Genomic DNA, 26,401 nt, shown 5'->3' with positions numbered 1-26,401 from the left:
CCGGCGCCCGGACGAAGGAGCACCACGATGAGCAAGGCAGCGCAGATCCTCGCGGCGCTCGGCGGCGACGCGAACGTCCTCGACCTGGAGCCCTGCGTCACGCGGCTGCGCGTCGAGGTCGAGGACCCGTCGCGCGTCGACGACGCCGCGCTGAAGGCCGCCGGGGCGATCGCGGTGGTGCGCTCGGGCGTCGCCGTGCAGGTCGTCGTCGGACCCGAGGCCGACACGCTGGCCTCCGACATCGAGGACCTGCGCTGATGGCCCTGCCGATCCTCGCGCCCGTCGCCGGCCGCGTCGTCGCGATGACGGACGTCGACGACCCGGTGTTCGCCGGGGAGCTCGTCGGGCCGGGCCTCGCGATCGACCCCGCGCGCGACGCGCCGGCCGAGGTCGTCGCGCCCGTCGACGGCACCGTCGCGAAGCTGCACGCGCACGCGTTCGTCGTCGAGACCGCCGACGGTCGTGGCGTGCTCGTCCACCTGGGCATCAACACGGTCCAGCTGGGCGGCGAGGGGTTCACGCTGCTCGTCGCGGAGGGCGAGGCGGTGCGGGCGGGGCAGGTCCTGGTGACCTGGGACCCGGCGGCCGTCGCGGCCGGCGGGCGCTCACCCGTGTGCCCCGTGGTCGCGCTCGACGCCGCGCCGGCGACGCTGTCCCGGCACGCCGAGCCCGGCGACGGCGTGAGCGCGGGCGACCCGTTCCTCGAGTGGGCGTAGCGGCACGTCAGGACGCGGGCTCAGCCGCTCCCACCACCTGGTCGCGGCCGGCGTCCTTCGCCGCGTACATCGCGTCGTCCGCGGCGCGCAGCATGTCGTCGGCCGTGCCGCCGGGCGCGAGCGTCGCGACGCCCGCGCTGAGCGTGAGCCGGACCGGCGCGCGACCGCTCGGTACGCGGAGTCCCGCGCACCGCGCGCGCACGTCGTCGGCGCGACGGGTCGCCTCGGTGGCCGTGACCCCGGGCAGCAGCAGCACGAACTCCTCGCCGCCGAGCCGGGCGGCGGTCTCGCCGTCCCGGGTCGCCGCGGCGAGCTCCCGGCCGACCGCGGCGAGCACCGCGTCGCCGACCGCGTGACCGTGCGAGTCGTTGACCGCCTTGAAGTGGTCGACGTCGACGAGCACCATGCTGAGCGGCCGGCCGGTGCGCCCGGCGTCGTCGACGGCCTCGGCGAGCCGCTGCCCGAGCGCCCGGCGGTTGTGCAGGCCGGTGAGCCCGTCGCGCGTCGCCTGGTCGACGAGCTCGGCGCGCAGGCGCTCGAGCTCGGTGACGTCGCGCAGCACGACGACCGTGCCGGCGGCACGTCCGACCGCGTCCGTCAGCGGTGTCACACGGACATCGAGCACGGCTCCGGTCGCGGTCGTCAGGGTGCCCTCGTCGGGGCCCGCGCCGTCGCCGTCGAGGACGGCGCCCCACGGCGCGTCGGGATGCGCGTCGAGGCTCCCGTCGGGCGCACCCACCAGGGCGCGCGCCGCGGGGTTGGCGTCGAGGACCCGGCCGCGCGGGTCGAGCACGACGACCGCGTCGTCGAGGACGTCGAGCACCTGCCGCGTCGTGACCGGCACGACCGCGCTGTGCCCGCCGAACCGCTCGACCCACCACCAGATCGCGGCGCTGACCAGGAGGAACGCGGGCGTGAGGTGCGGGTTCTCCGAGCGGGCGGCGACGAGCGTCGTCACGACGTTGCCGACGGTCGGGATCGTCGCGGCCAGGACGGCGACCGCGAACACGCGCCGGTGCCCGGGGACGGCCCGCACCATCGCGCCCAGGCCCAGGACGATGGCCGCGACGACGAGCGCGTAGCAGTAGGCGGTGTGCACCCAGAACACCGGCGCCGCGCCCACGGTGACCGTCGTCCCGTCGACGTGCAGCCGGAGGAACCACTCGTGCACGGGGTCGAGCACGAGCGCGACCACCAGCAGGACGGGGTGCACGAGCAGCAGCAGCCCGGCGCGTCGCGACAGCCGGCGGCCCGAGAGCACCGCGAGGTACCAGAACGTCGCCCCGGCGACCGCGGCTGCGCCGGGGAAGACGAGGTAGTGCAGGGCGACGGTCGCCGGCACCGAGCCCTGCGCGACGTGCAGCAGCGCGCGGGCCGTCGCCCACAGCGACGCGCCGAACATCATCACGGCGAGCGGGAGCGCGAGGGGAGACGTCCGGCGTCGCCGCACGACGAGGATCCCCGTCGCGGTCGCCACGACGGCGGCGAGCAGCGAGACGGCCTCGACGAGGGTGGGCACGGACACCTCCGTCCCGACCTGTCGGCAGGACGTGGTGCGTCATGAGGGGCGGCGGCGCGCGCCACCCGGGCGGGCGTCGCCCGAGCGGCCGTCGCCCGTCCGGGTGTCAGATCCGGCCGCGGACGGGCGTGCGCTCGACGGGGTCGGCGTCGCCGGGCGCGGCCATCTCGGCGCGGACGCCGAGCAGCCGGACCTCGCGGTCCTCGATCTTCCCTGCCAGGGCTGCGGCCGCCTCGACGACCGTGGCCGCGTCGGTCGTGGGCGCGGGCAGCTTGCGGCTCATCGTCGTCGTGACGAAGGGCGCGTAGCGCACCTTGAGCGCGACGCGCACGACCGGCCGCCCGTCCTGTGCGGTGTCCTGCACGACGTCGCGTGCGAGCGCGAGCACCGCCTCACGCACCTGCTCGGGCGTCGTGAGGTTCTGCTGGAACGTCGTCTCGCGGCTGTGGCCGCGCGGGACCCACGGGCTGTCGTCGACCGTCGTCGGACCGAGGCCGTGCCCCAGGTCGTGGTACCAGACGCCCATCCGGGGCCCGAACTCGGCGACGAGCGCGTCGGCGGGCGAGTCGGCGAGCTCGCGCACGGTGGTGACGCCCAGCGCGGCGAGCCGCTTCGACACCTTGGTGCCGACGCCCCACAGGTCGATCGTCGGGCGGTCGCCCATGACCTCGAACCAGTTGTCCGCGGTGAGCCGGAAGACGCCCGCGGGCTTGCCGAACTCGGTCGCGATCTTGGCCCGGACCTTGTTGTCGCCGACGCCCACCGAGCAGTGCAGGCGTGTCTCGTGCAGCACCGCCTCCTGCGCCCGGCGGGCCAGCGCCTCCGGGTCGTCCGTCCGCGCGCCCAGGAACGCCTCGTCCCAGCCGAGCACCTCGACGACGACGTCGAGCGTGCGCAGCGTCGCCATGACGCGCTCGGACACCGCCTCGTACTCGGGCGCGTCGACGGGCAGGAACACGCCGTCGGGGAGCTTGCGCGCCGCGATCCGCAGCGGCATCCCGGACCGCACCCCGTGCTCGCGGGCCTCGTACGACGCGGTCGAGACGACGCCCCGCTCGGTCGGGTCGCCGCGACCGCCGACGACGACCTGCCGCCCGGCGAGCTCGGGCCGTCGCAGCACCTCGACGGCCGCGACGAACTGGTCGAGGTCGACGTGCAGCACCCAGGGGAGGTCCGTGCCCATGCCCCCTGAGTGTGCCCGTCGGAGCCTCCGGACGCCGGGCGAAGGCCGCTGTCGCCGGGCGGCCGCGGCGGGTGACCTACTTGATCGCCCCCTGCGTGACGCCGGCCATGACCCAGCGCTGGGTGAACAGGTAGACGATGATCGCGGGCGCCATCGCCATGAGGTAGGACGCGAACGCGACGTTGTAGTTGCTGCTGAACTGCGTCTGGAAGACGCTCTGCAGCACCGGGAGCGTCTGGAGCGTCGAGTCGGCGGTGATGAGCGACGGCATCATGAAGTCGTTCCACGAGGCGAGGAACGCGAAGATCGCGACGGTCGCGCTCATGGGCGCCATCATCGGGAAGACGATGTGCCGGAACACCATCCACGTGGTCGCGCCGTCGAGCCGCGCGCTCTCCTCGAGCTCCTCGGGCAGGCCGCGGATGAAGGCCGTGAACAGCAGCACGCTGAACGAGAGCTGGAACATCACGTGCAGCAGCGCGACGCCGACCGGGTTGGCCAGGCCGACCATGCCGGTGAGCTTGACCTGCGACAGCGCGAGGACGGGGAAGGGCAGGAACATCGCCGCGAGCAGGTAGAAGAACGAGTACCGGAAGAAGCGCCGGTCCCAGTTGCGCGCGATCGCGTAGGCGGCGAACGACGCGAGCCCGACGGTGCCGACGACGGTGACGGCCGTGACGAACACGGAGATCGCGAAGCCGCGCGGGAAGTCGGTGAGCTTCCACGCCTCGACGAACCCGTCGACGCTGAACGGCGACGGCAGCGAGAAGACCTGGCCGTCGACGGACTGCGCGGTCGTCTTGAACGCCATCGTGACCGTCGCGTAGAGCGGCAGGAAGACGGCGAGCGTGCAGACGAGCAGCGTGGTCGTGGCGCCCCAGCTGGGGCGGTCCTCCCCGCCGCGGCCGAGGAAGCGTCGGCGTCGGCGGACCGGGACCTGGCCGGGGGTCGTGGTGACGAGCGTCTGGGCAGTCATCAGAACGCGTTCCTTCCGCGGGTCAGGCGCAGCTGGACGACGGCGAGCACGACGGCGATGAGGAAGAAGATCGTCGCGTTGGCCATCTGGTAGGCGTAGTCGCCGCCGGTGAAGCCGGTGAAGATGGTCATGGCGACGCTGCGCGTCGCGGTGCCGGGACCGCCGTTGGTGAGGCCGACGATGATGTCGTAGGCGTTCAGGAAGTTCTTGAACCCGATGACCATGTTGATGACGACGTAGCCGGCGACGAGCGGGAGTGTGATCGACAGCAGGCGCCGCATCGGCGTCGCGCCGTCCATGGCCGCGGCCTCGTACACCTCGCCGGGGATCGACAGGATGCCGGCGATGTAGATGAGGAGCGCGCTCGGGATCGCCTGCCACGCCGTGACGATGACGATCGTCACCCACGCGAGGTCCGGGTTGGCCAGCAGGCTCTGCTCGAGCGCGGTGACGCCGATCGCCTGGCCGAGCTGCGGGACCGAGTTCGAGAACAGGAAGTTGAAGACGTACGCGATGACGATGCCCGAGATCACCATGGGCAGGACGAACACCGCGCGCAGCGCGATCTTGGCGCGGATCTTCGCGGTCAGACCGACCGCGAGCAGAAACGCGAGGACGTTGACGAGCAGGACCGTCACGAGCGCGAACCCGACGGTGAACGCGTACGAGCTGCGGATCGCGGGGTCGGAGAACAGCGCCAGGTAGTTCGTGAGGCCCGTGAACTGGAACTCCCCGAACCCGACCGAGTCGGTGAAGCTCAGGGTGATGCCCATGATCGCGGGCAGGGTGATCGACAGCGTGAACAGCACGAGCGCGGGCACGAGGAAGAGGTATAAGGTCCGGTTGACCCGCGGACGGCCCTTCGTGGTCTGCGGGCGCGGGGGAGCGACGTCGCTCCGGCGGGCCCGGGTCGCGGCTGCGGTGGCCATGGAGTTCTCCGTTCGGGGAGTGCGGCGGAGCGTCGTCAGGAGCGGAAGGCCAGACGCCGCCAGTCGGCGTCGAGCGTGCGCAGCACGGGCTCGGGCGCGGCACCGGCCGCGAGCGACTGCGTGTAGTTCTGCAACGGGATGGACTGCGGCACGAGCTGCGAGGCGCCCAGGTAGAACGCCGAGCGGTCGTAGTACTCCTTGAGCTCGACCAGCGTGGGGTTGGTGACGGGCGCGGCGTCGGTCGTGACGCCGAACCCGAGCGCGTGCGCGTTGTAGGCGTCGATGACCTCGGGCTGCATGAGGAACGCGAGGAACTCCCGCGCCGCCTCCTTCTTGCGCGACCCCTCCGGGATCCACAGCGCGAGGTCGATGTTGACCCGCACCTTGCGGTCGGCCGGGTCGTCCGTCATGGGCAGCGGGAAGGCGCCGACGTCGAGGTCCGGGGCGGTCTTCGCGATCTCCCCGATCGCCCACGGCCCCTGCAGGTACATCGCGGCCTCGCCGCTCGCGAACGCGAGGTTGCCGTCGCCGTAGCCGCGGCTCGCCGCGTCGGGGTTGTCGTAGGGGAGCAGCTGCTGCATCTGCTCGACCGGCTCGAGGAACTGCTTCTCGAACGACACCGGCGAGTCGGGGCCGACGTCGGTGCCCTGGCGCTTGAGCTGGTTGAAGAACCTCGTGGTGTCGAGCCTGCCACCGACCGAGTAGTCGAACGGGCCCTGCGCGATCGTCCACGGGTCTTTGTACGTGCCGTAGAACGGCGTGACACCGGCGGCCGTGAGCGTGTCGCACACCGCGACGAGCTCGTCCCACGTCGTCGGCGGCGTCAGGTCGTGCTCGGCGAAGATCGTGCGGTTGTAGAGCACGGCCGCGGCCATGAGCGAGTACGGGATGACGCTCGTGCGGTCCGGGTACGTCGCCGTGACGTCGATGAGCGGCTGCAGGCCGGGCAGGATGCGGCCGGCCTCCGGCATGTCGCCGAGGTCGCTCAGCACGCCGCGCTCGACGTAGCGCGAGATCTCGAAGTTGTAGTTGAGGCAGCCGATGTCCGGCGGCCGCTCGCGCACGAACGACCCCGCGAGGTTCGACGTGGCGTCGTGCCGCACGCGGACCTTGCTCTGCGCGTCGTGGAACTGCTGGATGAGCTCGTCGAAGTAGCCGATGACCTCGGGCTTCGACTGGAAGAACACGATCTCGGTCGTGCCCGACCCGGCCGACCCGCGGCTGCAGGCCCCCAGCGCCAGCCCCGCGCCGACGGCGCCGACACCGCGCAGGAACGCGCGTCGGGACACGTCGCGGGACGCGAGCGTCGGGGGTGAGGTGGCGCCCGGGTCGGGCGGCGGCTGCGGTGCGGGCGGTCGTGCGGTCCTGGTCGTGGGCACGGCGTCGTCTCCCCTCGGGTGTCCTGCGGCGGCAGGGGCTGCCGCCACCGTCGGACGGGTGCCGCGGCACCCGCCCGGACCGTCGTCAGCGGCCCGGCGCGTCCTCGAGCCGGAGCCAGACCGTCGTCTCCCCGGGGACGCGGTCGCCGTCGAGCGGCGAGCTCGACACGACGACCTGCCCCGCGGGCATCGGCACGCTCGTCGTGCCGAAGTTCGTGACCGACGCCCATCCCCCCGGTCGCACGAAGGCGACCACCGACGCGGGGACGTCGGGCAGCCAGGTGAGCGTCTCGGCGCCCTGCAGGCGACGCCGGGCGGCGAGCGCGCGACGGTAGAAGGCGAGCGTCGAGTCCGCGTCGCCCTCCTGCCGGTCGACCGCGAACCGCTCGAACGACGCCGGCACCGGCAGGTGCGCGCGCTCGTCGCCGAAGCCGAGCGTCGGGCCGTGCGACGCCCACGGCAGCGGCACGCGGCAGCCGTCGCGACCCTTCTGCTCGCCGCGGGACCGGAAGAACGTCGGGTCCTGCAGCACGTCCGCGGGCAGGTCGGCGACCTCCGGGAGGCCGAGCTCCTCGCCCTGGTAGAGGTACGCCGAGCCGGGCAGCGCGAGCGTCAGCAGCGTCGCCGCGCGCGCCCGGCGCCGGCCGCGCTCCTCGTCGGGCCGCGGGTCGGTGCCGTCCGTGAGCAGCCATGCGGCGAGGTCCGTGCCCGCGGGCAGGGCGTAGCGCGTCGCGTGCCGGACCACGTCGTGGTTGGACAGCACCCACGTCGAGCTCGCGCCCGACTCGCGCGCGAGCTCGAGGTTCTTGTCGATGATCGACGCGAACGACGCCGCGTCCCACGACGCCTCGAGGAGGTCGAAGTTGAACGCCTGGCCGAGCCCTTCGGGGGAGGCGTAGCGCGACCGTCGGTGCGCGGGCACCCACGCCTCCGCGACGGCCGTGCGCGGCGGGTCGTACTCGTCGAAGAGCCGACGCCACTCGCGGTAGATGTCGTGCACCTCGTCGCGGTCCTCGAGCGGGTGCGCACCGCCCCAGATGTCGGCGTCGAGGTCGGCCTGCGAGGGCAGCGGCTCGGCCATGTCCTTGGCGAGCGCGTGCGCGACGTCGATGCGGAAGCCGTCGACCCCCCGGTCCGCCCAGAACCGCAGCGTCGTGAGGAACTCCTGGCGCACCTCGTCGTCGGCCCAGTTGAGGTCGGGCTGCTCGGGCGCGAACAGGTGCAGGTACCAGTCGCCGTCGCCGACGGGGTGCCACGCGGGCCCGCCGAAGGTCGACGTCCAGTCGCTCGGCGGGAGCTCGCCGTGCTCGCCGAGCCCGCGGCGGAAGACGTAGCGCTCGCGGGCACGGGAGCCGGGCGGCGACGCGAGCGCCTCCTGGAACCAGACGTGCCGGTTCGAGGTGTGGTTGGGGACGATGTCGACGACGACGCGGATGCCCGCGGCGTGCAGCGCGGCGCGCATCTCGTCGAACTGCGCGAGCGTGCCGATGCGCGGGTCGACGTCGCGGTAGTCGTCGACGTCGTACCCGCCGTCGGCGAGCGCGGAGGGGTAGAAGGGGCTCAGCCACACGGCGTCGACGCCCAGCTCGCGCAGGTAGGGGACCTTCGCGGTGATGCCGGGGAGGTCGCCGATCCCGTCGCCGTTCGAGTCGGCGAAGCTGCGCGGGTAGATCTGGTAGACGACCGCCTGCCGCCACCACGTCGCGTCCTCGTGCGGGAGCCCCGCCGTCACGTCGCCGAGCACCGTCGTCGAGCCCATCCGTCCCCCTGTTTGATGTACGGCTTAAATTTAACGCGTGGCACTAGAGTGACGCGGGACGGCGGAGGAGGTCAAGGGTGCAGACGGTCCCGGTCTCGACGCGGCGCCTGCGGGAGGTCAGCACGCGCCTCGTCCTCGACCACGTGTGGGACGCCCCGGAGGTCACCGGGTCGGCGTTGATCGAGGCCACGGGCCTGTCGCGCGCCACCGTGCACGACGTGTGCGACGAGCTCATCGCGCAGGGCTGGGTCGTCGAGCTCGAGAGCCAGCGCGTCGCGGGGGATCCGAGGCGCGGGCGGCCGGCCCGCCGGTACGCGTTCGACGCGCGGGCCGGGGTGGTCGTCGGCGTCGACGCGGGCCAGCACCGGGTCGCCGCGACCGTGACCGACCTGCGGGGCACCCCGCTCGCGCGGACCGTGCTGCCCGTCGCCGCCGAGGACGGGACGGCCGAGCACCGGCTCGCCCTGATCGAGCAGGCTGCCCTCGACGCGCTCGCGGAGGCGGGTGCCCCGGCGCGCGCGGTGCTCGCGGTCGCCGTCGGCGTCCCCGCACCCGTCGACCGCGACGGCCGGACCGCCTTCCAGGACAACCCGTTCTGGGCACGCATGAACCCGGACATCGCGGGCCGCCTGCGCGAGCGGCACGGCTGGACGGCGATCACCGACAACGACGCCAACCTCGCGGCGGTCGCCGAGCACTGGCGCGGGCACGGCCGTGACGCGCGCTGCCACGTCACGCTGCTCGCCGGCGAGAGGTTCGGCGCGGGCGTCGTCGACGACGGGCGGCTGCTGCGCGGCGCGCACGGGGGCGTGGGGGAGATGCGCTACCTCGACCTCGTCGAGGGCGTCGGGTCCGCCGACGGCATCGCCGCGATCGTGCGCGACGACGCGCGCGCCCAGCTCCACCGGCTCGACGGCGACACCGGGTCGGTGCTGCAGGAGCTCGCCCCCGCGGCCCTCGACGCGGCCAGCGTGTTCGCCGCCGCGCTCGAGGAGGACCCGCTCGCCGTGAGCGTGCTCGAGCATGCCGGCGCGCTGCTCGCACGCGTCGTCGCGACGTTCGCGAGCATCTACGACCCCGAGCGCGTGATCGTCGCGGGCGCCGTCGCGGAGTCGTGCGAGCCGCTGCTCGCGCTCGTGCGGCACGAGCTCGACCGCTACCTCGACCCGCCCGGGATCCAGGTGCTCGCGTCCGACCTCGGCGCCGACGTCGTCACCGTCGGCGCGGTCAAGCGAGCGCTCGACCACGTCCGGGAGCACGCCCTGGAGATCGTCCCGGCCGGCCCCGCCCGGCAGTAGCGCCGACGAGGCCCACGCGGACGAGGCGGGCTGCCTGCGCGGCCAGCCGGTCCGGCGCCTCGCCCACGTCGAGGACGACGCCGTCCTCGTCCTCGTCCAGCGGCTCGAGCGTCGCGAGCTGCGAGTCGAGCAGCGACGCGGGCATGAAGTGGTCGAGGCGCGCGGCGAGCCGCGACGCCAGCAGGTCGCGGCTGCCGTCGAGGTGCACGAACGTCACCCCGGGTGCGCCGTCGCGCAGGACGTCCCGGTACCGGCGGCGCAGCGCCGAGCACGCGACGACCGCACCGTCCGGTGCCGCCGCGAGCTCGGCGGCGACCGCCCCCAGCCACGGGAGCCGGTCGTCGTCCGTGAGGGGCTCGCCCGCGCCCATCTTCGCCACGTTCGCCGGCGGGTGCAGGCCGTCGGCGTCGACGAACGCGACACCGAGCCGCCGGGCGAGCAGCCACCCGACGGTCGACTTGCCCGAGCCGGAGACGCCCATGACGACGACGCGCGGGACCGGGCGGGCGCCCGGCACGGGCACGCCGGTCACCAGTCGTGCACCGTGCCGTCGGCCAGCCGGTTGTACGGCAGGTACGCGGTCTCGTACGGGTACCTGCCGGCCTCGTCGACGTCGAGCTCGACGCCCAGCCCGGGCTGGTCGCCGGGGTGCAGCATCCCGTCGGCGAACGTGAAGGACTGCTGGAACACCTGGTTCGTCCGCGCGCCGTGCTGCATGTACTCCTGGATGCCGAAGTTGTGGATCGACAGGCCCAGGTGCATCGCGGCCGCCATGCCGACCGGCGAGACGTCGGTCGGCCCGTGCATCCCGGACTTGATCTGGTACTGCGCGGCGTAGTCGAGGACGCGACGCAGGTGCGAGATGCCGCCCGTGTGCGTCACGGCGGACCGGACGTAGTCGATGAGCTGCTCGCGGATGATCTGCTGGTAGTCCCAGACCGTGTTGAAGATCTCGCCGATCGCGAGCGGCGTCGTCGAGTGCTGGCGGACCAGCCGCAGCGCCTCCTGGTTCTCGGCCGGCGTGCAGTCCTCGAGCCAGAACAGGTCGTACGGCTCGAGCGACTTCGCGAGCCTCGCCGCCTGGATCGGCGTCATGCGGTGGTGCCCGTCGTGCAGCAGCGGCACCTCGGGGCCGAACTCGTTCCGGACCGCCTCGAACACCGTCGGGACGTGCCGCAGGTACGACCGGGTGTCCCAGTCCTCCTCGGTCGGCCGTGCGCCGCGCTGGGCGGGCTCGTGGTCGTAGCGCACGCCGGTGTTGGCCTCGAACGTCGCGTTCGACGCGATGCCGTAGATCGACTTCAGGCCCGGCACGCCCGTCTGGACCCGGATCGCCTGGTACCCCTGCTCCTGGTGCGCGCGGATCGAGTCGAACAGCTCCGGCAGGTCCTTGCCCGACGCGTGCCCGTACGCGAGCAGGCCGCTGCGGGAGGCACCCCCGAGGAGCTGGTAGACGGGCATGCCGGCGGCCTTCCCCTTGATGTCCCACAGCGCCATGTCGACGGCCGCGATCGCGGCCATCGTGACGGGACCGCGGCGCCAGTACGCGGAGCGGTAGAGGAACTGCCACGTGTCCTCGATGCGGTGCGGGTCGCGCCCGATCAGCAGCGGCGTGACGTGCTCCGTGAGGTACGCGACGACGGCGAGCTCGCGCCCGTTGAGCGTCGCGTCCCCGAGGCCCGTGAGGCCCTCGTCGGTCGTGATCTTGAGCGTGACGAAGTTGCGGTCCGGGCTGGTGACGATGACGTCGGCGGCGACGATCTCCATGAGGTCCTCCTGGTCGTGCGTGTCGGTGGGCGGGTGGTCAGCGGACGGCGTCGAGGACGCCCGCGTCGAGCGATGCGGTGACGGCGGCGGCGAGCGCGTGGTCGTCGGCGAGGTCGGGGGCGAGCGACCGCAGCGCGTGCGCCACGACGTCGCGAGGGGCGGAGCCGAGCACGCGTCCGACGAGGTAGCCGTCGGCGGGGTCGGGGGTCGTGTGCGCGGTCACCAGCAGGTGGTGCAGCCAGTCGGCGACCACCTGTGCGCCGGCGGTGCCCACGGGCAGGCCGGCGTCGCGTCGGGCCCGCGCCACGGCGAGGATGCGGACGGGGACCTTCTGCGCGCCGTCCCGGGCGATCTGGTCGAGCCGGTGCTCGATGCGCGCGTTGGCGAACCTGGCGCGCAGCGCGGTCAGCGCGGCGTCGACCTCGTCGTCGGGCAGCCCGAGCACCTCGCGGGCCTCGGCCCAGAGCGCCTCGAGCGCGGCCCGCAGGCCCGGGTCGGCGAAGGCCTCCGCGACCGTGGTGCGGCCGCGGCGCAGGCCGCCGTACGCGAGCAGCGAGTGGCCCGCGTTGAGCAGCCACAGCTTGCGGCGCTCGTACGGCTCGACGTCGGGCACGAACCGGGCGCCGCCGTGCTCCCACGCGGGTCGGCCCGCGGGGAAGTCGCCCTGCAGCACCCACTCGCGGAACGGCTCGGTGACCACGGGCGAGCGGTCGAGGTGCCCCGTGAGCGCGCAGACCGTGCGGCGGTCCTGCTCGGTCGTCGCGGGCGTGATGCGGTCGACCATGCTCGACACGAACGACACGTGCTCGCGCACCCACGCGGCCAGCCCGGGGTCGACGGCGTCGGCCAGGTCGAGCACGACGCGCCGCAGCACCGCGCCGTTGTGGGGGAGGTTGTCGCAGCTCACGACCGCGATCGGTCCGGCCCCCGCGGCGCGTCGCGCACGCAGGCCGTCGAGCACCTTGCCGGGCGCGGTCGTCGCGGCGGTGCCGGTACCGCCGCGACCCGCGACGAGGCGGCGCAGCAGCCGGGTGTCGCTCGCGACGACGGGGTCGGCGGCGTCGAGCCCGCCCGTCGCGTCGCGGCAGTAGCCGGCCTCGGTGACGGTCAGCGTGAGGACGCCGACCTCGGGCCGCGACAGCAGTGCGCGCCAGCGGGCGCCGCGCGTGCCGTCGTGCGCCTCCACGAGCGACTCGATCTCGTCGGCGGTGTCCCCGTCGGGTCCGCGCTCGACCAGCGTGTAGACGCACCGTTGGCCCGCGAGCGTCTCGGCGACCCGCGGCGAACGGCCCGTGAACCCGGCGACCCCCCAGCGCTCGCCGGGTGCCACGGACGCGTTCGCCTGCTCGGTGAACCACAGCAGGTGGGCCCGGGCGAACGCGCCGAGGCCGAGGTGGACCAGGCGCACGGGAGGTGCGGGGTGGTGGCGCGACCAGGCGGGCGTCTGCACGGGGCGACCCTCTCGACGGGGCGAGACCCGGTCGGTCCCGCCTGCCCCTCGATTGAGCGCCCTCGCGCCACCACGTGGCAATCGGTTGCCACGAGTTGTCCCCGCGCTGAGCAGGACGCGTCAGCGCGGGCGTCGCCGCCGCGGTGCGGACGCGGTCGACTCGCGCTCGACGAGCGCGGCGGGCAGCCGTGCGGGACGCACGTCGCGGGGCGTCCGCGAGCCGGCCTCCTGCAGCAGGGTCCGGACCGCGTAGTTCCCGAGCGCGGCGAGCGGTGCCGCGACCGTCGTCAGCGCGGGCGAGCACAGGTCCGCGCCGAAGATGTCGTCGAACCCCACGACGCTCACGTCGCGCGGCACCCGGACGCCCTGCTGCTGAAGGCGTCGCATGAGCCCGATCGCGACGAGGTCGTTGTAGGCGACGACGGCCGTCGTCCCGGACGCGACCACGGCGTCGGCCGCCTGCGCACCGCCCTCGAGCGTCGGTGCGACGGGTCCGACGCGCTGCGCACGCAGCTCGAGGTCGTGCGCGGCCTCGCGCATCGCCTGCCAGCGCACGCCGTCGGCCCACGACGCCTCCGGACCCGCGACGTACACGAGCGTGCGGTGGCCCAGCGCGCGGAGGTGCTCGACAGCCCGGCGCATGCCCCGCGCGTTGTCGGTCACCACGCTCGGGATCCCCGTGAGCACGCGGTTGAGCACGACCGTCGGCCGCTGTCGGGCGATCACGCGGATCGCCGAGTCCGACATGCGCGACGTGCCGAGGACGAGTCCCTCGACGAACGGCACGGACCGCTCGATCGCCTGCCGCTCGACGACGGCGTCCTCGTGCACGTCGGCGACGAGGAGCGTGTACCCGCGCTCCGCGGTCGCCTGCTCCGCGCCCCGGATGATCTGGAAGTAGAACGGGTTGGTCACGTCGGACACGATCAGCGCGATCATCGACGTCTTCCCCGTCGGCAGCGCCCTGGCCAGGGGGTTCGCGCGGTAGCCGAGCCGCTCGGCGGCCTCGTGGATGCGCGCCGCCGTCTCGGCGTTGACACGGCCCGGGCGGGAGAACGCGCGCGACACGGTCGACGGCGCGACGCCGACCGCGGCGGCGACGTCGTAGATCGTCGGCGGGTTCCGGGCGGCTCCCGGCGGCTCCTCGCCCATGACCGCGACGCTAGGTGGCGCGACAACTCGTGGCAACCGCTTGTCGTCCCGCGACGCCCGGGCACCCAATAGGGGAAGAACCCGCGCCAACCGCCGTTGCGGGACACGAGAGGAGAGCACCGATGCTGCGTCCCCAGGACACCGCCGCACGTGAGCGCAAGGCGCTCGACGGGCTGTGGGACTTCCGCCTCGACGCGGCCGGCGAGGGCCGTCGCGAGGGCTGGCAGGACGGACCGCTGCGCGGTGCGCGCCGCATGCCGGTCCCGGCGAGCTACAACGACGTGCTCGTCGGCACCGAGGGTCGCGACCACGTCGGCGACGCCTGGTACCAGACGGTCGTCCGCGTGCCGCGCGGCTGGGCGGGGGAGCGCGTCGTGCTGCGCCTCGACTCGGCCACGCACGCCGCGGTCGTCTGGGTCGACGGCACCGAGGTCGTCCGCCACGAGGGCGGCTACACGCCGTTCGAGGCCGACGTCACGGCGCTCGTGACGCCCGGCGACGAGGTCCGCGTGACCGTCGTCGTCAACAACGAGCTGACCTTCCAGACGATCCCCCCGGGCGTCGTCCACGACGGCCCGCACGGCCGCCGGCAGCAGTACTTCCACGACTTCTTCAACTTCGCCGGCCTGCACCGCAGCGTCTGGCTGTACGCGACCCCCACGACGTACGTCGACGACGTCACCGTCGTGACCGACGTCGAGGGCACCACCGGGCTCGTCCGCTACGACGTGTCGGTCGCCGGGGCCGCCGAGAGCACGTCGGTGCACGTCGCGCTCCGCGACGCGGACGGTGGCGTGGTCGCCGAGTCCGCGGGCGCGTCCGGCACGCTCACCGTCCCCGACGCGCACCTGTGGGCACCCGGGCACGGCTACCTGCACGACGCCGAGATCACCGTGGTCGACGGTGACGGCACGGTCGTCGACGCCTACCACCAGAGCGTCGGCATCCGGACCGTCGAGGTCCGCGGCGCGCAGTTCCTGATCAACGGCGAGCCGTTCCACTTCCGCGGCTTCGGCAAGCACGAGGACAGCCCGGTGCGCGGCAAGGGCCACGACGACGCGTACCTCGTCCACGACTTCGAGCTCATGGACTGGGTCGGCGCGAACTCGTTCCGCACGTCGCACTACCCGTACGCCGAGGAGGTCTACGACTACGCGGACCGCGCGGGGATCGTCGTGATCGACGAGGTCGCGGCCGTGGGCCAGAACATGGGCCTCGCAGGCGGCATCTTCGGCGGGCAGAACTACACGACGTTCTCCCCGGAGACGGTCAACGACGACGCGCAGGCCGCGCACGCACAGGCGATCCGTGAGCTCGTCGCGCGCGACAAGAACCACCCGAGCGTCGTGCTGTGGTCGATCGCGAACGAGCCCGAGTCCGACACCGACGCCGCCCGCCGCTACTTCGAGCCGCTGTTCGCGCTGACCCGCGAGCTCGACCCGACGCGTCCCGTCGGCTTCGTCAACGTCATGCTCGCGCCGCACGGCAAGTGCCAGGTCTCCGAGCTCGGCGACGTGCTCATGCTCAACCGCTACTACGGGTGGTACGTCAACACGGGCGACCTGGCCGCCGCCGAGGACGCGTGGCGCGCCGAGCTCCAGGAGTGGGCAGGCGAGGGCAAGCCGATCATCATCACCGAGTACGGCGCCGACACCGTCGCCGGGCTGCACTCCACGACCCCCGAGCCGTGGTCCGAGGAGTACCAGGTCGCGTACCTGGACATGAACCACCGCGTCTTCGACTCGGTCGACGCCGTCGTCGGCGAGCACGTGTGGAACTTCGCGGACTTCCGGACCGCGACCGCGTCCGTGTTCCGCGTCGACGGCAACAAGAAGGGCGTGTTCACCCGCGACCGCCGTCCCAAGGCCGCCGCGCACGTGCTGCGCCGCCGCTGGACGGGCCGTGACTGACCGAGACGCGGCGCCGCCCCCGCGCGGCGCCGCGCCCCCCGCCCGCGAACCCGAGCCACCCGACCGCCCCACGACCCCGCCGCGCCCCGCGGCCCCGACCCGAGGACAGGCCATGACCAGCAGCGCCGCTGTCGAGCAGCCCGCACCGACCGCACCCGCGGTCCCGTCCACCACCCCGAGCAGCCCCGTCGGCACCCCCACGAGCGGGAGGCTCCGGCTCTCGCAGCTCCTCGGGTACGCCTCCGGCGACGCCGCGAACAACCTCGCGTTCTCGATGACGTCGATGTTCCTGCTGCTCTACTACACCGACGTCGTCGGTATCAGCCCTGCCGCCGCGGGCACCCTGTTCCTCGTCGTCCGTGCCTGGGACGCGTTCGCCGACATCTACGCCGGTCGCGTCGTCGACCGGACCATGACGCGCTGGGGCAAGTTCCGGCCGTTCTTCCTGTTCGGCTCGCTACCCCTGCTGCTGCTGAGCGTCGCGACGTTCACCGTCCCCGGCGGGCTCGGCGGCACGGGCAAGCTGATCTACGCGTACGTCACCTACGCCCTGCTCGGCCTCGCGTACAGCCTCGTCAACATCCCCTACGGCTCCCTCGCGTCGGCGATGACGCAGGTGCCGACCGAGCGCGCCAAGCTCGCGAGCTTCCGCATGGTCGGGACGGCCGCGACGATCATCATGCTGTCGTTCGTCGTCGCACCGCAGATCCGCTCCTCGGAGAACCTGCAGCAGTCGCTCACGCTCACGACGCTGCTGTTCGTCGTCATCGGGTTCGGGCTCTACCTGATCCTGTTCCGCACGTCGCGCGAGAACGTGGTGCGCGACGTCGCGAAGGTGAGCCTCGGCCAGAGCCTGCGCACGCTGCGCGGCAACCGCCCGCTGCTCATGCTGTGCACGAGCGCCCTCGCGTTCCTCACCGGCATGTTCGCGCTGCAGACCGTGCAGGCGTACTACGCCCGCGACGTGCTCGGCGACGCCAACCTGTTCATCGTCCTCACCGTCGTGAGCACGCTCGCGATGTTCGTGGTCGCGCCGGTCATCCCGCGGATCGTCGGCTGGGTCGGCAAGAAGAAGGCGTACATCGTGTCCGGCCTGGTCGCGGTCGTCGCCGCCGTCGGCATCGCGCTCACGCCGCCGTCGCTCGTGTGGCTCGCCGTGGTGTTCTTCGGCCTCTACGGCGTCGGCCTCGCGGCGGTGAACACGCTCATGTGGGCGCTCGAGGCCGACACCGTCGAGTACGGCGAGTGGCGCTCGGGCGTGCGGACCGAGGGCACGACGTACGCGGTGTTCTCGTTCACCCGCAAGCTCGGCCAGGCGCTCGGCGGTGCCGCCGCGGCGTACGGCCTCGGCATCGTCGGCTACCTCGCGGGCGCCGAGCAGCAGTCCCCGGGTGCCGTCGACGGCATCCGCGCCATCGCGGGCTTCGTGCCGGCGGTGTTCATCGGGATCGGCGTCCTCATCATGGTCGCCTACCCGCTGACCGAGAAGACCTTCGCCTCGATGGTGGGGGACGTCGCGGCACGCCGCGCGGCCCGCACGGCCGAGGCCGAGCAGAGCCCCGCGCAGGAGGCGTGAGCATGACGACGGAGCAGACCCCGGGCACGACGGGGACGGCCGAGATCGGCGTCACCGGTCTGGCGGTGATGGGCCGCAACCTGGCCCGGAACTTCGCGCGGAACGGGTTCACCGTCGCGATCCACAACCGGTCGTATGCGAAGACGCAGTCGCTGGTCGACGACCACGGTGAGGAGGGCACGTTCATCGCGTCCGAGAGCACCGCGGAGTTCGTGGCGTCGTTGGCGCGGCCGCGCAAGATCGTGGTGATGGTCAAGGCCGGTGCGGCCACCGATGCGGTGATCGACGAGCTGGTGCCGTTGCTGGACGAGGGCGACATCGTGGTCGACGCCGGGAACGCGCACTTCCCGGACACGATCCGCCGCGAGGCGGCGCTGCGGGCCAAGGGTCTGCACTTCGTGGGTTCGGGTGTCTCTGGTGGTGAGGAGGGCGCGCTGCTGGGCCCCTCGATCATGCCCGGCGGCACGCGCGAGTCGTATGAGTGGTTGGGTCCGATCCTGGAGAAGATCTCGGCGAAGGTCGACGGGGTGCCGTGCTGCACGTATGTGGGTCCTGATGGTGCGGGGCACTTCGTGAAGATGGTGCACAACGGCATCGAGTACGCCGACATGCAGCTGATCGCCGAGGCCTACGACCTGCTCAAGCAGGGCCTGGGTGCGTCCGCGGCGGAGATCGGGGGCATCTTCGCGGAGTGGAACACCGGGGACCTGGAGTCGTTCCTGATCGAGATCACCGCCGACGTGCTGCAGCACGTGGACGCCGCCACGGGCAGTGCGTTCGTGGACGTGGTGCTGGACCAGGCCGAGCAGAAGGGCACCGGCCGCTGGACCGTGCAGAACGCCCTGGACCTGGGGGTGCCGATCACCGGGATCGCCGAGGCGACGTTCGCCCGGGCCCTGTCCGGGTCGGTCCCGCAGCGCGAGGCCGCGCGTGGCGTGCTGCCCGCGCACACCACCCCGTGGCAGATCGAGGACCGCGACGCGTTCATCGAGGACGTGCGCCTGGCCCTGTACGCCTCGAAGGTCGTGGCCTACTCCCAGGGGTTCGACCAGATCGCCGCGGCCTCGGCGGAGTTCGGGTGGGACATCGACCGGGGTGCGATGGCGCGGATCTGGCGCGGTGGGTGCATCATCCGGGCCCGGTTCCTCAACCGGATCACCGAGGCCTACGAGCGCGACCGGGACCTGCCGCTGCTGCTGGCCGACGAGTACTTCACCGGCGCCGTCGCCAACGGCGTCCAGGCCTGGCGTCGGGTCGTGTCCGGTGCGGCCCTGCACGGCGTGCCCACCCCGGCGTTCTCCTCCTCGCTGGCGTACTACGACGGGGTCCGCGCCGAACGGCTGCCCGCCGCGCTGATCCAGGCGCAGCGCGACTTCTTCGGCGCCCACACCTACCGCCGCACCGACTCCGACGGCACCTTCCACACCACGTGGTCGGGCGGCCGCACCGAGGAGGTGGCCTGAGTGACGACCACGACGACGGTCACCGACGACCGCCTGCTCCCCGCCGACCCCGGCGTCCGCGCGCTGGCCCGCGACCTCTACGGGCTGGTCCGCGACCTGCCGATCCTGTCCCCGCACGGCCACGTCCCGGCCGGCCTCCTGCGCGACGACCAGCCGTTCGCCGACCCGACGTCGCTGCTCATCACGCCGGACCACTACGTCACACGGCTGCTGCACGCGTCGGGCGTCCCGCTCGACGAGCTCGGCGTCGGGCGGGGCCCGCTCGACGAGCGTGCGGCCCGGGACGCCTGGCGCGCGTTCTGCGCGCGGTGGCACGTCTTCCGCGGCACGTCGGTCCGGTACTGGCTCGACTCGACGCTGCGCGACGTGTTCGGCACCGACCTGCGCCCGTCCGCGGACACGGCCGACGCGCTGTACGACCTGCTCGCCGACCGCCTCCGGCAGCCCGAGTACCGCCCGCGCGCGCTGTTCGACCGGTTCCGCATCGAGGTGCTCGCGACGACCGACGACCCGGTCGACGACCTCGCCGCGCACGCCGCGCTGCGCGACGACCCGACGTTCACCGGCCGCGTGCTGCCGACGTTCCGGCCGGACCGCTACCTGGAGGCGGCCGATCCCGGATGGCGCGACGCGGTCGCGGCGCTCGGGACGGCCGCGAGCACCGACACGTCGACGTACCGCGGCTGGGTCGCCGCGATGGAGGACCGTCGCGCGCACTTCCGCCGCCACGGCGCCGTCTCCGCCGACCACAGCCACGAGGACGTCGGCACCGAGCCGCTCGACCCGGCGGACGTGGAGCGCCTGTACGCGCGCGGGCTCCTCGGCGCGATCACCGCGGACGAGGCCGCCGCGCTGCGCCGCCACATGCTCCTGGAGATGGCGCGCATGTCCACCGAGGACGGCCTCACGATGACGCTCCACCCGGGCGTCCGTCGCGGCCACCACCGCCCGACGCTCGGCCGCTACGGCCCGGACACGGGCCACGACATCCCGCTGGCCGGCTCGTTCACGGACCCGCTGCGCCCGCTGCTCGAGCGGTTCGGGACGCACCCGCACCTGCGGCTCGTGCTGTTCACGCTCGACGAGTCGGTGTTCTCGCGCGAGCTCGCGCCGCTCGCGGGCTTCTACCCGTCGGTCTACGTCGGCGCGCCGTGGTGGTTCCTCGACGCGCCCTCGTCGATCCTGCGCTGGCGCGAGGCCGTCACCGAGATCGCCGGGCTGACCCGGACCAGCGGCTTCATCGACGACACGCGCGCGCTGCTGTCGATCCCCGCGCGGCACGACATGGCACGGCGGCTCGACGCGACGTTCCTCGCAGGGCTCGTCGCGGGTCACCGGCTCGACGAGGACGAGGCGGCCGACGCGGTCGTCGACCTGGTCGTCGGGCGCCCGACCGAGGTGTTCGGTCTCGACGCCCGCTGAGCCGTCGACCGGGGCGCGCCCCGTGCCGCGCGCCCCGGTCGACGAGTCCGGCGAAGAAAGTTGCGTCCACATGCATCCGAACGCGTCCTGACGGCGGAAGAGAGGTCGAGAGTCCCGCCACCGGGCGGGCCGCACGGAAGGACGACCACGATGCGCGCACGACCTCTTGCCGCGACCGGAGCCGCCGGTCTCGCCCTCGCTGCCGTCATGCTGACCTCCGCCCCCGCCGGCGCCGCCCCTGGCGACGCGACCCTGTACGTCCTGCACGGCGTGCCGGGCCTCACGGTGGACGTGTGGGTCAACGGCCAGCGGACGCTCGACGACTTCACGCCCGGCACGCTCGCAGGTCCGCTCGAGCTCGCGCCCGGCACGTACACCGTCGCGATCACGGCCGCGGACGCCGCGGACGCGTCGTCGCCGGCGATCGGCCCGGTCGACCTCACGCTCGCCGGGAACACGTCGTACACCGCGGTCGCGCACCTCGACGCGTCGGCCAGCCCGACGGCCACGCTCTTCACCAACGACACGTCGACCACCGCCGCGGGGCAGGGTCGCCTCACGGTCCGGCACGTGGCCGCCGCACCCGCGGTCGACGTCCTGGCCGGTGGCTCCGCCGTGATCTCCGGGCTGACCAACCCGAACGAGAAGGTCCTCAACCTTCCCGCCGGCACGGTGAGCGCGAGCGTCGTGGCCGCCGGCACGACCGAGCCCGCCCTGCTGGGCCCGACCGACGTCAACGTCGCCGAGGGCACCAACACGATCGTGTACGCCTGGGGCAACGGGACGGCGACCCCGTCGACGCTCGCGCTCGCGACGCAGGTCATCGACGGCCTGCACGGCACGCCGAGCGGGGTGCCGGCGGGGGAGCTGGGCCTCGCGGCCGACCCTGAGGTCCCGGCGTGGACCTGGGTGGCCGCTGGCCTGCTGGTGGCCGGGCTCGTCGCGGCGTCGGCCACGGCCGTCCGCCGTCGCGCGGTGACGGTCCGCCGATGAGGACTCCCGACCGTCACGCCTGGCAGCGCCTGGCGTCCCGGGCCGTGGCGCTCGGCGTGGCGGTCGGGGCTGTCGCAGGCTGCACCGCGGACCCCGGACCCGACCCGGTTCCGTCCGTCCGCACCACGGTGGCCGCGTCGCCCACGGGCGACGCGGCCCCGCCCGCGTCCACCCTGCCGCCGGTCCCGGTGCAGGACGCGGTCGCCCCGCCGCCGGAGGCGGTCGTCGCGCCGGTCCGGCTCCAGGTCCCCGAGCTCGCGCTCGACATGCCGGTGGACGCCGTGGGCGTCGCGGCCGACGGCTCGATGGAGGTGCCGCCCGACGCGGACCGTGCAGGCTGGTACCGGTTCGGTCCCGGCCCGGCGTCCGCCGAGGGCACCACGCTCCTGGCCGGCCACGTCGACTCGCGGCTCAGCGGCATCGGGCCGTTCGCGGACCTGCGACGCCTCGCCCCCGGCGCCCAGGTCCAGGTGACGACGAGCGACGGGGCCGTGAAGCCGTACGTCGTCGTCGACGTCACCAAGGTGCCCAAGGAGACCGCGCCGCTCGAGGACTGGTTCTCGCGCGACGGGTCGCCGCGCCTGGTCCTCGTGACGTGCGGCGGCGCCTGGCGGCAGGACGTCGGGCACTACACGGACAACGTCGTGGTCACGGCCGAGCCCGGGTGATCCCTATGCTGGTCACACTGCCGCCGACGTCGACGCACCGCCCCGAGGAGCCGCCCGTGAGTGCACGCGAGCCGTCGCCGGCGCGCGCCGCGGGCGAGGACCCGGACGGCGTCGACCAGCTCGGCCGCGACTTCGCCGCGGGGGACGAGCACGCCATCCGTGAGGCCTACGTGCGGTGGTCGACCCTCGTGCACACGCTCGCGCTCCGGTCGCTCGGCACGACCGCCGAGGCGGAGGAGGTCACGCAGCAGGTGTTCGTCGAGGCGTGGCGCGGTCGGCACCGCTTCGACCCGTCACGCGCGCGGCTGCCCGCGTGGCTCGTCGGGATCACGCGGCACGCGATCGCCGACGCGCACGAGCGCCGGACCCGCGACCGCAAGCTCGCCGACGCGGCGACCCCGCCGCCCGCGACGGTCGCGTCCGCGGACGACCGGGTGGTCGACCGGCTCGTGGTCGCCGACGAGCTCGACCGGCTGGGCGACCCGCAGCGCACGATCCTGCGGCTCGCGTTCTACGACGACCTCACGCACGACCAGATCGCGACCAGACTGGACCTGCCGCTCGGCACGGTGAAGAGCCACCTGCGGCGCAGCCTGGCACGGCTCCGGACCCGATGGGAGGTGGACGGTGCGCTTCGATGACGAGCACGTGGACGACGACGTGCTGACGCTCCTCGCTCTCGGGGAGGACGGTGCGTCCGACGCCGAGCGCGCGCACGTCGACGCGTGCGAGCGGTGCACCGCCGAGGTGCGGACGCTCGCCGACGTCGCCGGCCTGGCCCGGACCGCCGGTGAGCTGGTGCCGCCCGCGCCCCGCGTGTGGGACGCGATCGCCGCCGACCTCGGCCTCGCCGCCGGGCCCGACGCCGGCGTCGCCTCTCCCCGCCCGGTGCGCGCGCCGGTGCCGTCCGACGACCTGTCGCGGCCGTCGCCGCCGCCCGCGGTCGAGCAGACCCCGACCGCACGCGTCCCGTCCGGGCCCGCCGGCGGTGACGACCAGCCGCTCGCCGACGTCGTCCCCCTGACCCGACGCCCCAGCCGGTGGCGGTGGGTCGCCGCGGCGGCCGCCGTGGGTGTGGTCGCCGGTGCGGGCGCGACGTGGTGGGCCGGGCGCGAGCCCGCACCGCAGGTCGTCGCGTCGGCGACCCTCGAGCCGCTGCCCGGCTGGGACGCCGGGGGCTCTGCCGAGGTCGAGACGCGGTCCGACGGTTCGCGCCAGCTCGTCGTCGACCTCACGGGTCAGGTCGGCGGGGACGGGTTCCGCGAGGTGTGGCTGCTCAAGCCCGACGTGTCGGGGCTCGTCAGCCTCGGGACGCTCGACGGCCCGACGGGCCGCTTCGACCTGCCCGCGGGGCTCGACCTGCGCGAGTTCTCGGTGGTCGACGTCTCCGAGGAGCAGTTCGACGGCGACCCGGCGCACTCGGGCGACTCGATCGTGCGCGGACCGCTGCAGGCCTGAGGTCGCCCGCGCGCGGGTGCATCCAGGAGGGGGTGTCGACCGGAAGTACCGGTGACACCCCCTCCGGGGCGTCCGGCCCGCGCTGGCCGACCTCGACGACGCAGGAGTCGACGATGAAGATCCGACGCACCCTCTCCGCCCTGTGCGCTGCCGCTGTCGCGGCGGGCGCGGGCCTCGCGCTCGCGCCCGCGGCGCACGCCGCCGGCACGACGTCGCTCGCGAGCGTGCTCGCGTCCGACGGCGACACGTTCGACCGCAACTGGTACGACTTCGACATCGTCGACCAGGCGGTGGCCACGGTCCTCGCCGCGAAGCCGGGCAGCCCGGTCGCGGTCCTGGCCGACGGCACGGTCCCGCTCACGGCGTTCATCCCGAACGACCGCGCGTTCCAGGTGCTGGCGAAGGACCTCACGCACCGCTGGTACGGGACCGAGCAGGAGGTCCTCACGGCGATCGCCGGGGCGGTCGGCGTCGACGCCGTCGAGCAGGTCCTGCTGTACCACGTCGTGCCGGGGGCCACGATCGACTCGGCGACCGCGCTCGCCTCGAGCGGTGCGTCCCTGACGACCGCGCAGGGCGGCACGTTCACGGTCAAGGTCTGGTCGAAGCGCTACGCGATCGTGCAGCTCAAGGACCAGGACCGCAGCGACCTCGACCCGTTCCTGGTCCGGTCGAAGCTCGACCTGAACGCGGGGAACGTCCAGATCGCGCACGGCATCTCGCTGGTCCTGCGGCCGATCGACCTCTGACGGGCCGGTCACGCATGGCAGGAGCCCGGTCCCTGGGCGGGGCCGGGCTCCTGCGTGGGTGCACGGGGGAGGGCCCGTGCGGGTCGGTCAGGTCAGGTCAGGTCAGGTCAGGTCAGGGGACCGCGACCTCGGCCGGGACGTAGGCGTACGGCAGCTCGCCGGCCAGCCGTGACGTCGCCCCGTCGAGCTCGAGCTCGAGCGTCGGTGCGAGCGTCCCGCCGTACACGACGTCGCCCGGTCCAGGGCCCGTCGGCACGGTGTCGATGAAGCTCTCGACGAGCAGGTTCGGCATCACGTAGTGCGAGTACTGCTGCAGCGGCTGCTCGGGCGGGTTGCCCAGCACGAGGGCGCTGCCGTTCATCGGCCGGTAGTTGCTGCGCAGGCCGGGGCCGACGAAGCCGTAGACGCCGTCCGGTCCGGCCGCGATCTCGCCGGGCTCGGTCAGACCGGGCGCGAACGTGAACATGTGGCTGATGGTCCACAGGTAGTACTGCCCGTCCTGGACGACGAGGTGCGGTCGTTCGGTCTGCTGGTTGGTGCACTCGGCGGACAGGAGCGGCGGCAGCAGCTTCCACTGCGTGAAGTCGGCGGACCTCAGCTCCATGAGGCCGATGTTGCCGGTGTAGTAGCGGGCGTCGGGCGGGGTCACGTGGCCTGGCGGAACCCGTCCGATCTCCGAGCGGTCGCAGGTGTGGGAGCCGGCGACGCCGCCGTTGTTGCCCTCGAACAGCGCGTAGACGCGGTGGTCGGTGGGGTCGCGGAACACGAACGGGTCGCGGAACGCGTAGATGATCGGGCCGGCCTGCGACTGCTCGAGCGTCTGGTAGAGCGTGCCGTCGGCCTGGGCGATGATCTGGTGGTTCTCGAACCCGGTGAACCAGACGCCGTCGGCGTCGGTGTGGATCTGGCCCTGCGCGTGCGCGAGGCGCTGGAGCGCGTCGTTCGGGTCGATGCCGCCGCCGTCGTGGCCGGACGCGGTGTAGAACGCGTGGACGGTGCCGTCGTCGGCCAGGACCGTCGAGCCCGCCCACTCGCGTGAGCCGCGGGACGAGCCGGCGGGGAAGAGGTCGCCGCCGTACGTCCAGTGCTCGGCGTCCTGCGAGTAGAAGAAGCCGATCTTGGCCTGCCAGTGCCGGTCGCCGAAGAAGATGTCCCGCGGCGCGGTGAGCGAGAAGATGATGTTCCACCCCTCGTACGCGACGGGCTGCATGTTCAGGTTGGTCAGCGGCCAGGTGTCCCAGATCCAGACCTGGTCGGTCATGACGGGGAAGTCGGACGGGATCAGCGGCGCGGTGTTGGTGGCGTCCTGCTCGATCTTGAGCGCGTCGGCGCGTGTCCAGTTGGCGTGGTACGTCGAGCGCGGGCTGAACACCGCGTCGATGCGCTGCCCGCCGCCCACCGACGGACCGGGCAGGCGGTCGGGGTCGGTGACGGCGGCGGTGGGCGTCACGAGCGCGGCGGTCATCGCGGCTGCGAAGGCGAGCGCGAGCGCACCGCGGATGGTGCGGTTCATGGGAGTTCCCCTCGTGCGGGTCCCGTCGGGCGTCGTCGCCCGTCGGGCCGGACGGACCGGCGTCCGAGGTGTCGGACGGTGCCGGTGGTGCGGCGCGGAGTCTGAGGGCGCGCCGGGGACACGGTGCGTCCGTCGTCCGGGCGCACCGGTGCGGTGGGGTCGTCGGGAGGGCGACCGACCGGTTGAGCGGCGTGCGCTGTCCTCACACGCCTGAGCGCTGCGTCGGCGTGCATGGTTGAGGGCACGCCGCAGGTGCGTGTGGCGCACCTGGGGTCCGGGAGGTCACGACCACGTGACTCCCGTCGATTCCGGCCATGACTGCCGGACCGGACCAAGGGAAGCACGGTCCCGAAGCGGTCGCAAGGGTCCGGGACGAAGTCGTCCTGAACCCGTCCGCGTCTGCTTGACAACGTTGTCAGCCGCGCGCCAGGCTGGCCCGGACGGTTCGAGGGGGAGCCGCCCGGACTCGACGAGGAGTGCCGCGTGCGTGCACGGACGTTAGCCGCAGTCGCCGGAGGGGT

23 protein-coding genes are annotated in these 26,401 nt (G+C 73.5%); 12 read left to right on the top strand and 11 right to left on the bottom strand.

Going from position 1 to position 26,401, the window contains the following annotated elements; translation table 11 throughout:
* Window positions 1-27: 27 nt before the first annotated feature.
* Both GXP71_RS09065 and GXP71_RS09060 read left to right on the top strand, forming a co-directional pair.
* Window positions 28-258: a glucose PTS transporter subunit EIIB gene (locus GXP71_RS09065; RefSeq protein ID WP_162352401.1), complete on the top strand. Its 231-nt coding sequence runs from the start codon at window positions 28-30 to the stop codon at window positions 256-258.
* Window positions 258-716 (top strand): PTS glucose transporter subunit IIA, encoded by a 459-nt coding sequence (locus GXP71_RS09060; protein ID WP_162352400.1) that lies wholly within the window; start codon window positions 258-260, stop codon window positions 714-716. Before GXP71_RS09065 ends, GXP71_RS09060 begins: the two co-directional genes overlap by 1 nt.
* Before the next feature lie 7 nt (window positions 717-723).
* Here GXP71_RS09060 and GXP71_RS09055 read toward each other — a convergent pair whose 3' ends face one another.
* The 6 genes from GXP71_RS09055 to GXP71_RS09030 form a co-directional block, all read right to left on the bottom strand.
* A complete protein-coding gene (locus GXP71_RS09055) occupies window positions 724-2,235 on the bottom strand; it encodes a diguanylate cyclase (protein WP_162352399.1) in 1,512 nt (503 codons plus the stop codon).
* Window positions 2,236-2,341: 106 nt separating this feature from the next.
* Window positions 2,342-3,418, bottom strand: a complete 1,077-nt coding sequence (locus GXP71_RS09050) for a DNA polymerase IV (RefSeq protein WP_162352398.1) — start codon at window positions 3,416-3,418, stop codon at window positions 2,342-2,344.
* 76 nt (window positions 3,419-3,494) lie between these two features.
* Complete coding sequence (locus GXP71_RS09045) at window positions 3,495-4,394, bottom strand: carbohydrate ABC transporter permease (protein WP_162352397.1); 900 nt, start codon at window positions 4,392-4,394, stop codon at window positions 3,495-3,497.
* Window positions 4,394-5,323 (bottom strand): carbohydrate ABC transporter permease, encoded by a 930-nt coding sequence (locus GXP71_RS09040; RefSeq protein WP_162352396.1) that lies wholly within the window; start codon window positions 5,321-5,323, stop codon window positions 4,394-4,396. Before GXP71_RS09040 ends, GXP71_RS09045 begins: the two co-directional genes overlap by 1 nt.
* Before the next feature lie 35 nt (window positions 5,324-5,358).
* A complete protein-coding gene (locus tag GXP71_RS09035) occupies window positions 5,359-6,612 on the bottom strand; it encodes an ABC transporter substrate-binding protein (RefSeq protein WP_370521014.1) in 1,254 nt (417 codons plus the stop codon).
* A gap of 175 nt (window positions 6,613-6,787) precedes the next feature.
* Entirely contained in the window at window positions 6,788-8,461 is a 1,674-nt protein-coding gene (locus GXP71_RS09030; protein ID WP_162352394.1) for a glycoside hydrolase family 13 protein, read from the bottom strand.
* Window positions 8,462-8,538: 77 nt separating this feature from the next.
* On the opposite strand from GXP71_RS09030, the gene GXP71_RS09025 reads away from it, so the two are divergent.
* On the top strand, window positions 8,539-9,759 hold the full coding sequence (locus GXP71_RS09025) for an ROK family transcriptional regulator (protein ID WP_162352393.1): 1,221 nt from the start codon (window positions 8,539-8,541) through the stop codon (window positions 9,757-9,759).
* On the opposite strand, the gene GXP71_RS09020 is transcribed toward GXP71_RS09025, so the two are convergent.
* The 4 genes from GXP71_RS09020 to GXP71_RS09005 form a co-directional block, all read right to left on the bottom strand.
* A complete protein-coding gene (locus tag GXP71_RS09020) occupies window positions 9,689-10,291 on the bottom strand; it encodes a gluconokinase (RefSeq protein ID WP_238402696.1) in 603 nt (200 codons plus the stop codon). The genes GXP71_RS09025 and GXP71_RS09020 overlap by 71 nt on opposite strands.
* The gene (gene manD / locus GXP71_RS09015; RefSeq protein WP_162352392.1) at window positions 10,288-11,526 is read right to left on the bottom strand and encodes a D-mannonate dehydratase ManD; all 1,239 of its coding nucleotides are present in this window, start codon (window positions 11,524-11,526) and stop codon (window positions 10,288-10,290) included. Before manD ends, GXP71_RS09020 begins: the two co-directional genes overlap by 4 nt.
* A gap of 37 nt (window positions 11,527-11,563) precedes the next feature.
* Window positions 11,564-12,976, bottom strand: a complete 1,413-nt coding sequence (locus tag GXP71_RS09010; protein ID WP_202924352.1) for a mannitol dehydrogenase family protein — start codon at window positions 12,974-12,976, stop codon at window positions 11,564-11,566.
* 120 nt (window positions 12,977-13,096) lie between these two features.
* Window positions 13,097-14,128 carry a LacI family DNA-binding transcriptional regulator gene (locus GXP71_RS09005; RefSeq protein ID WP_162352391.1) on the bottom strand — a complete coding sequence of 344 codons (1,032 nt, stop codon included), beginning with the start codon at window positions 14,126-14,128 and terminating at the stop codon, window positions 13,097-13,099.
* Window positions 14,129-14,250: 122 nt separating this feature from the next.
* Here GXP71_RS09005 and uidA point away from each other — a divergent pair, with 122 nt between their 5' ends.
* The 9 genes from uidA (at window position 14,251) to GXP71_RS08960 (ending at window position 24,367) form a co-directional block, all read left to right on the top strand.
* The gene (uidA, locus tag GXP71_RS09000; RefSeq protein WP_162352390.1) at window positions 14,251-16,038 is read left to right on the top strand and encodes a beta-glucuronidase; all 1,788 of its coding nucleotides are present in this window, start codon (window positions 14,251-14,253) and stop codon (window positions 16,036-16,038) included.
* Between the two features lie 112 nt (window positions 16,039-16,150).
* Window positions 16,151-17,614 (top strand): glucuronide transporter, encoded by a 1,464-nt coding sequence (gene uidB / locus GXP71_RS08995; RefSeq protein ID WP_162352389.1) that lies wholly within the window; start codon window positions 16,151-16,153, stop codon window positions 17,612-17,614.
* Between the two features lie 2 nt (window positions 17,615-17,616).
* Window positions 17,617-19,077 (top strand): NADP-dependent phosphogluconate dehydrogenase, encoded by a 1,461-nt coding sequence (gene gndA / locus GXP71_RS08990; RefSeq protein WP_162352388.1) that lies wholly within the window; start codon window positions 17,617-17,619, stop codon window positions 19,075-19,077.
* A complete protein-coding gene (gene uxaC, locus GXP71_RS08985; protein WP_162352387.1) occupies window positions 19,078-20,499 on the top strand; it encodes a glucuronate isomerase in 1,422 nt (473 codons plus the stop codon). It abuts the gene before it with no gap.
* 150 nt (window positions 20,500-20,649) lie between these two features.
* A complete protein-coding gene (locus GXP71_RS08980) occupies window positions 20,650-21,492 on the top strand; it encodes a DUF4397 domain-containing protein (RefSeq protein WP_162352386.1) in 843 nt (280 codons plus the stop codon).
* Complete coding sequence (locus tag GXP71_RS08975; RefSeq protein ID WP_162352385.1) at window positions 21,489-22,160, top strand: class F sortase; 672 nt, start codon at window positions 21,489-21,491, stop codon at window positions 22,158-22,160. Before GXP71_RS08980 ends, GXP71_RS08975 begins: the two co-directional genes overlap by 4 nt.
* 56 nt (window positions 22,161-22,216) lie before the next feature.
* Window positions 22,217-22,801, top strand: coding sequence for an RNA polymerase sigma factor (locus GXP71_RS08970; RefSeq protein ID WP_238402695.1), 585 nt, complete (start codon window positions 22,217-22,219; stop codon window positions 22,799-22,801).
* Window positions 22,788-23,618: an anti-sigma factor gene (locus GXP71_RS08965; protein ID WP_162352383.1), complete on the top strand. Its 831-nt coding sequence runs from the start codon at window positions 22,788-22,790 to the stop codon at window positions 23,616-23,618. Before GXP71_RS08970 ends, GXP71_RS08965 begins: the two co-directional genes overlap by 14 nt.
* A gap of 113 nt (window positions 23,619-23,731) precedes the next feature.
* A complete protein-coding gene (locus GXP71_RS08960) occupies window positions 23,732-24,367 on the top strand; it encodes a fasciclin domain-containing protein (protein WP_162352382.1) in 636 nt (211 codons plus the stop codon).
* A 112-nt stretch (window positions 24,368-24,479) separates the two neighbouring features.
* Here GXP71_RS08960 and GXP71_RS08955 read toward each other — a convergent pair whose 3' ends face one another.
* Window positions 24,480-25,880: a glycoside hydrolase family 68 protein gene (locus GXP71_RS08955; protein ID WP_162352381.1), complete on the bottom strand. Its 1,401-nt coding sequence runs from the start codon at window positions 25,878-25,880 to the stop codon at window positions 24,480-24,482.
* Window positions 25,881-26,401 lie beyond the last annotated feature (521 nt).

The organism is Cellulomonas sp. H30R-01 (genome assembly GCF_010119915.1).
GTDB classification, from domain to species: Bacteria; Actinomycetota; Actinomycetes; order Actinomycetales; family Cellulomonadaceae; genus Cellulomonas; species Cellulomonas algicola.
This window is presented reverse-complemented; position numbering and strand designations above follow the sequence as displayed.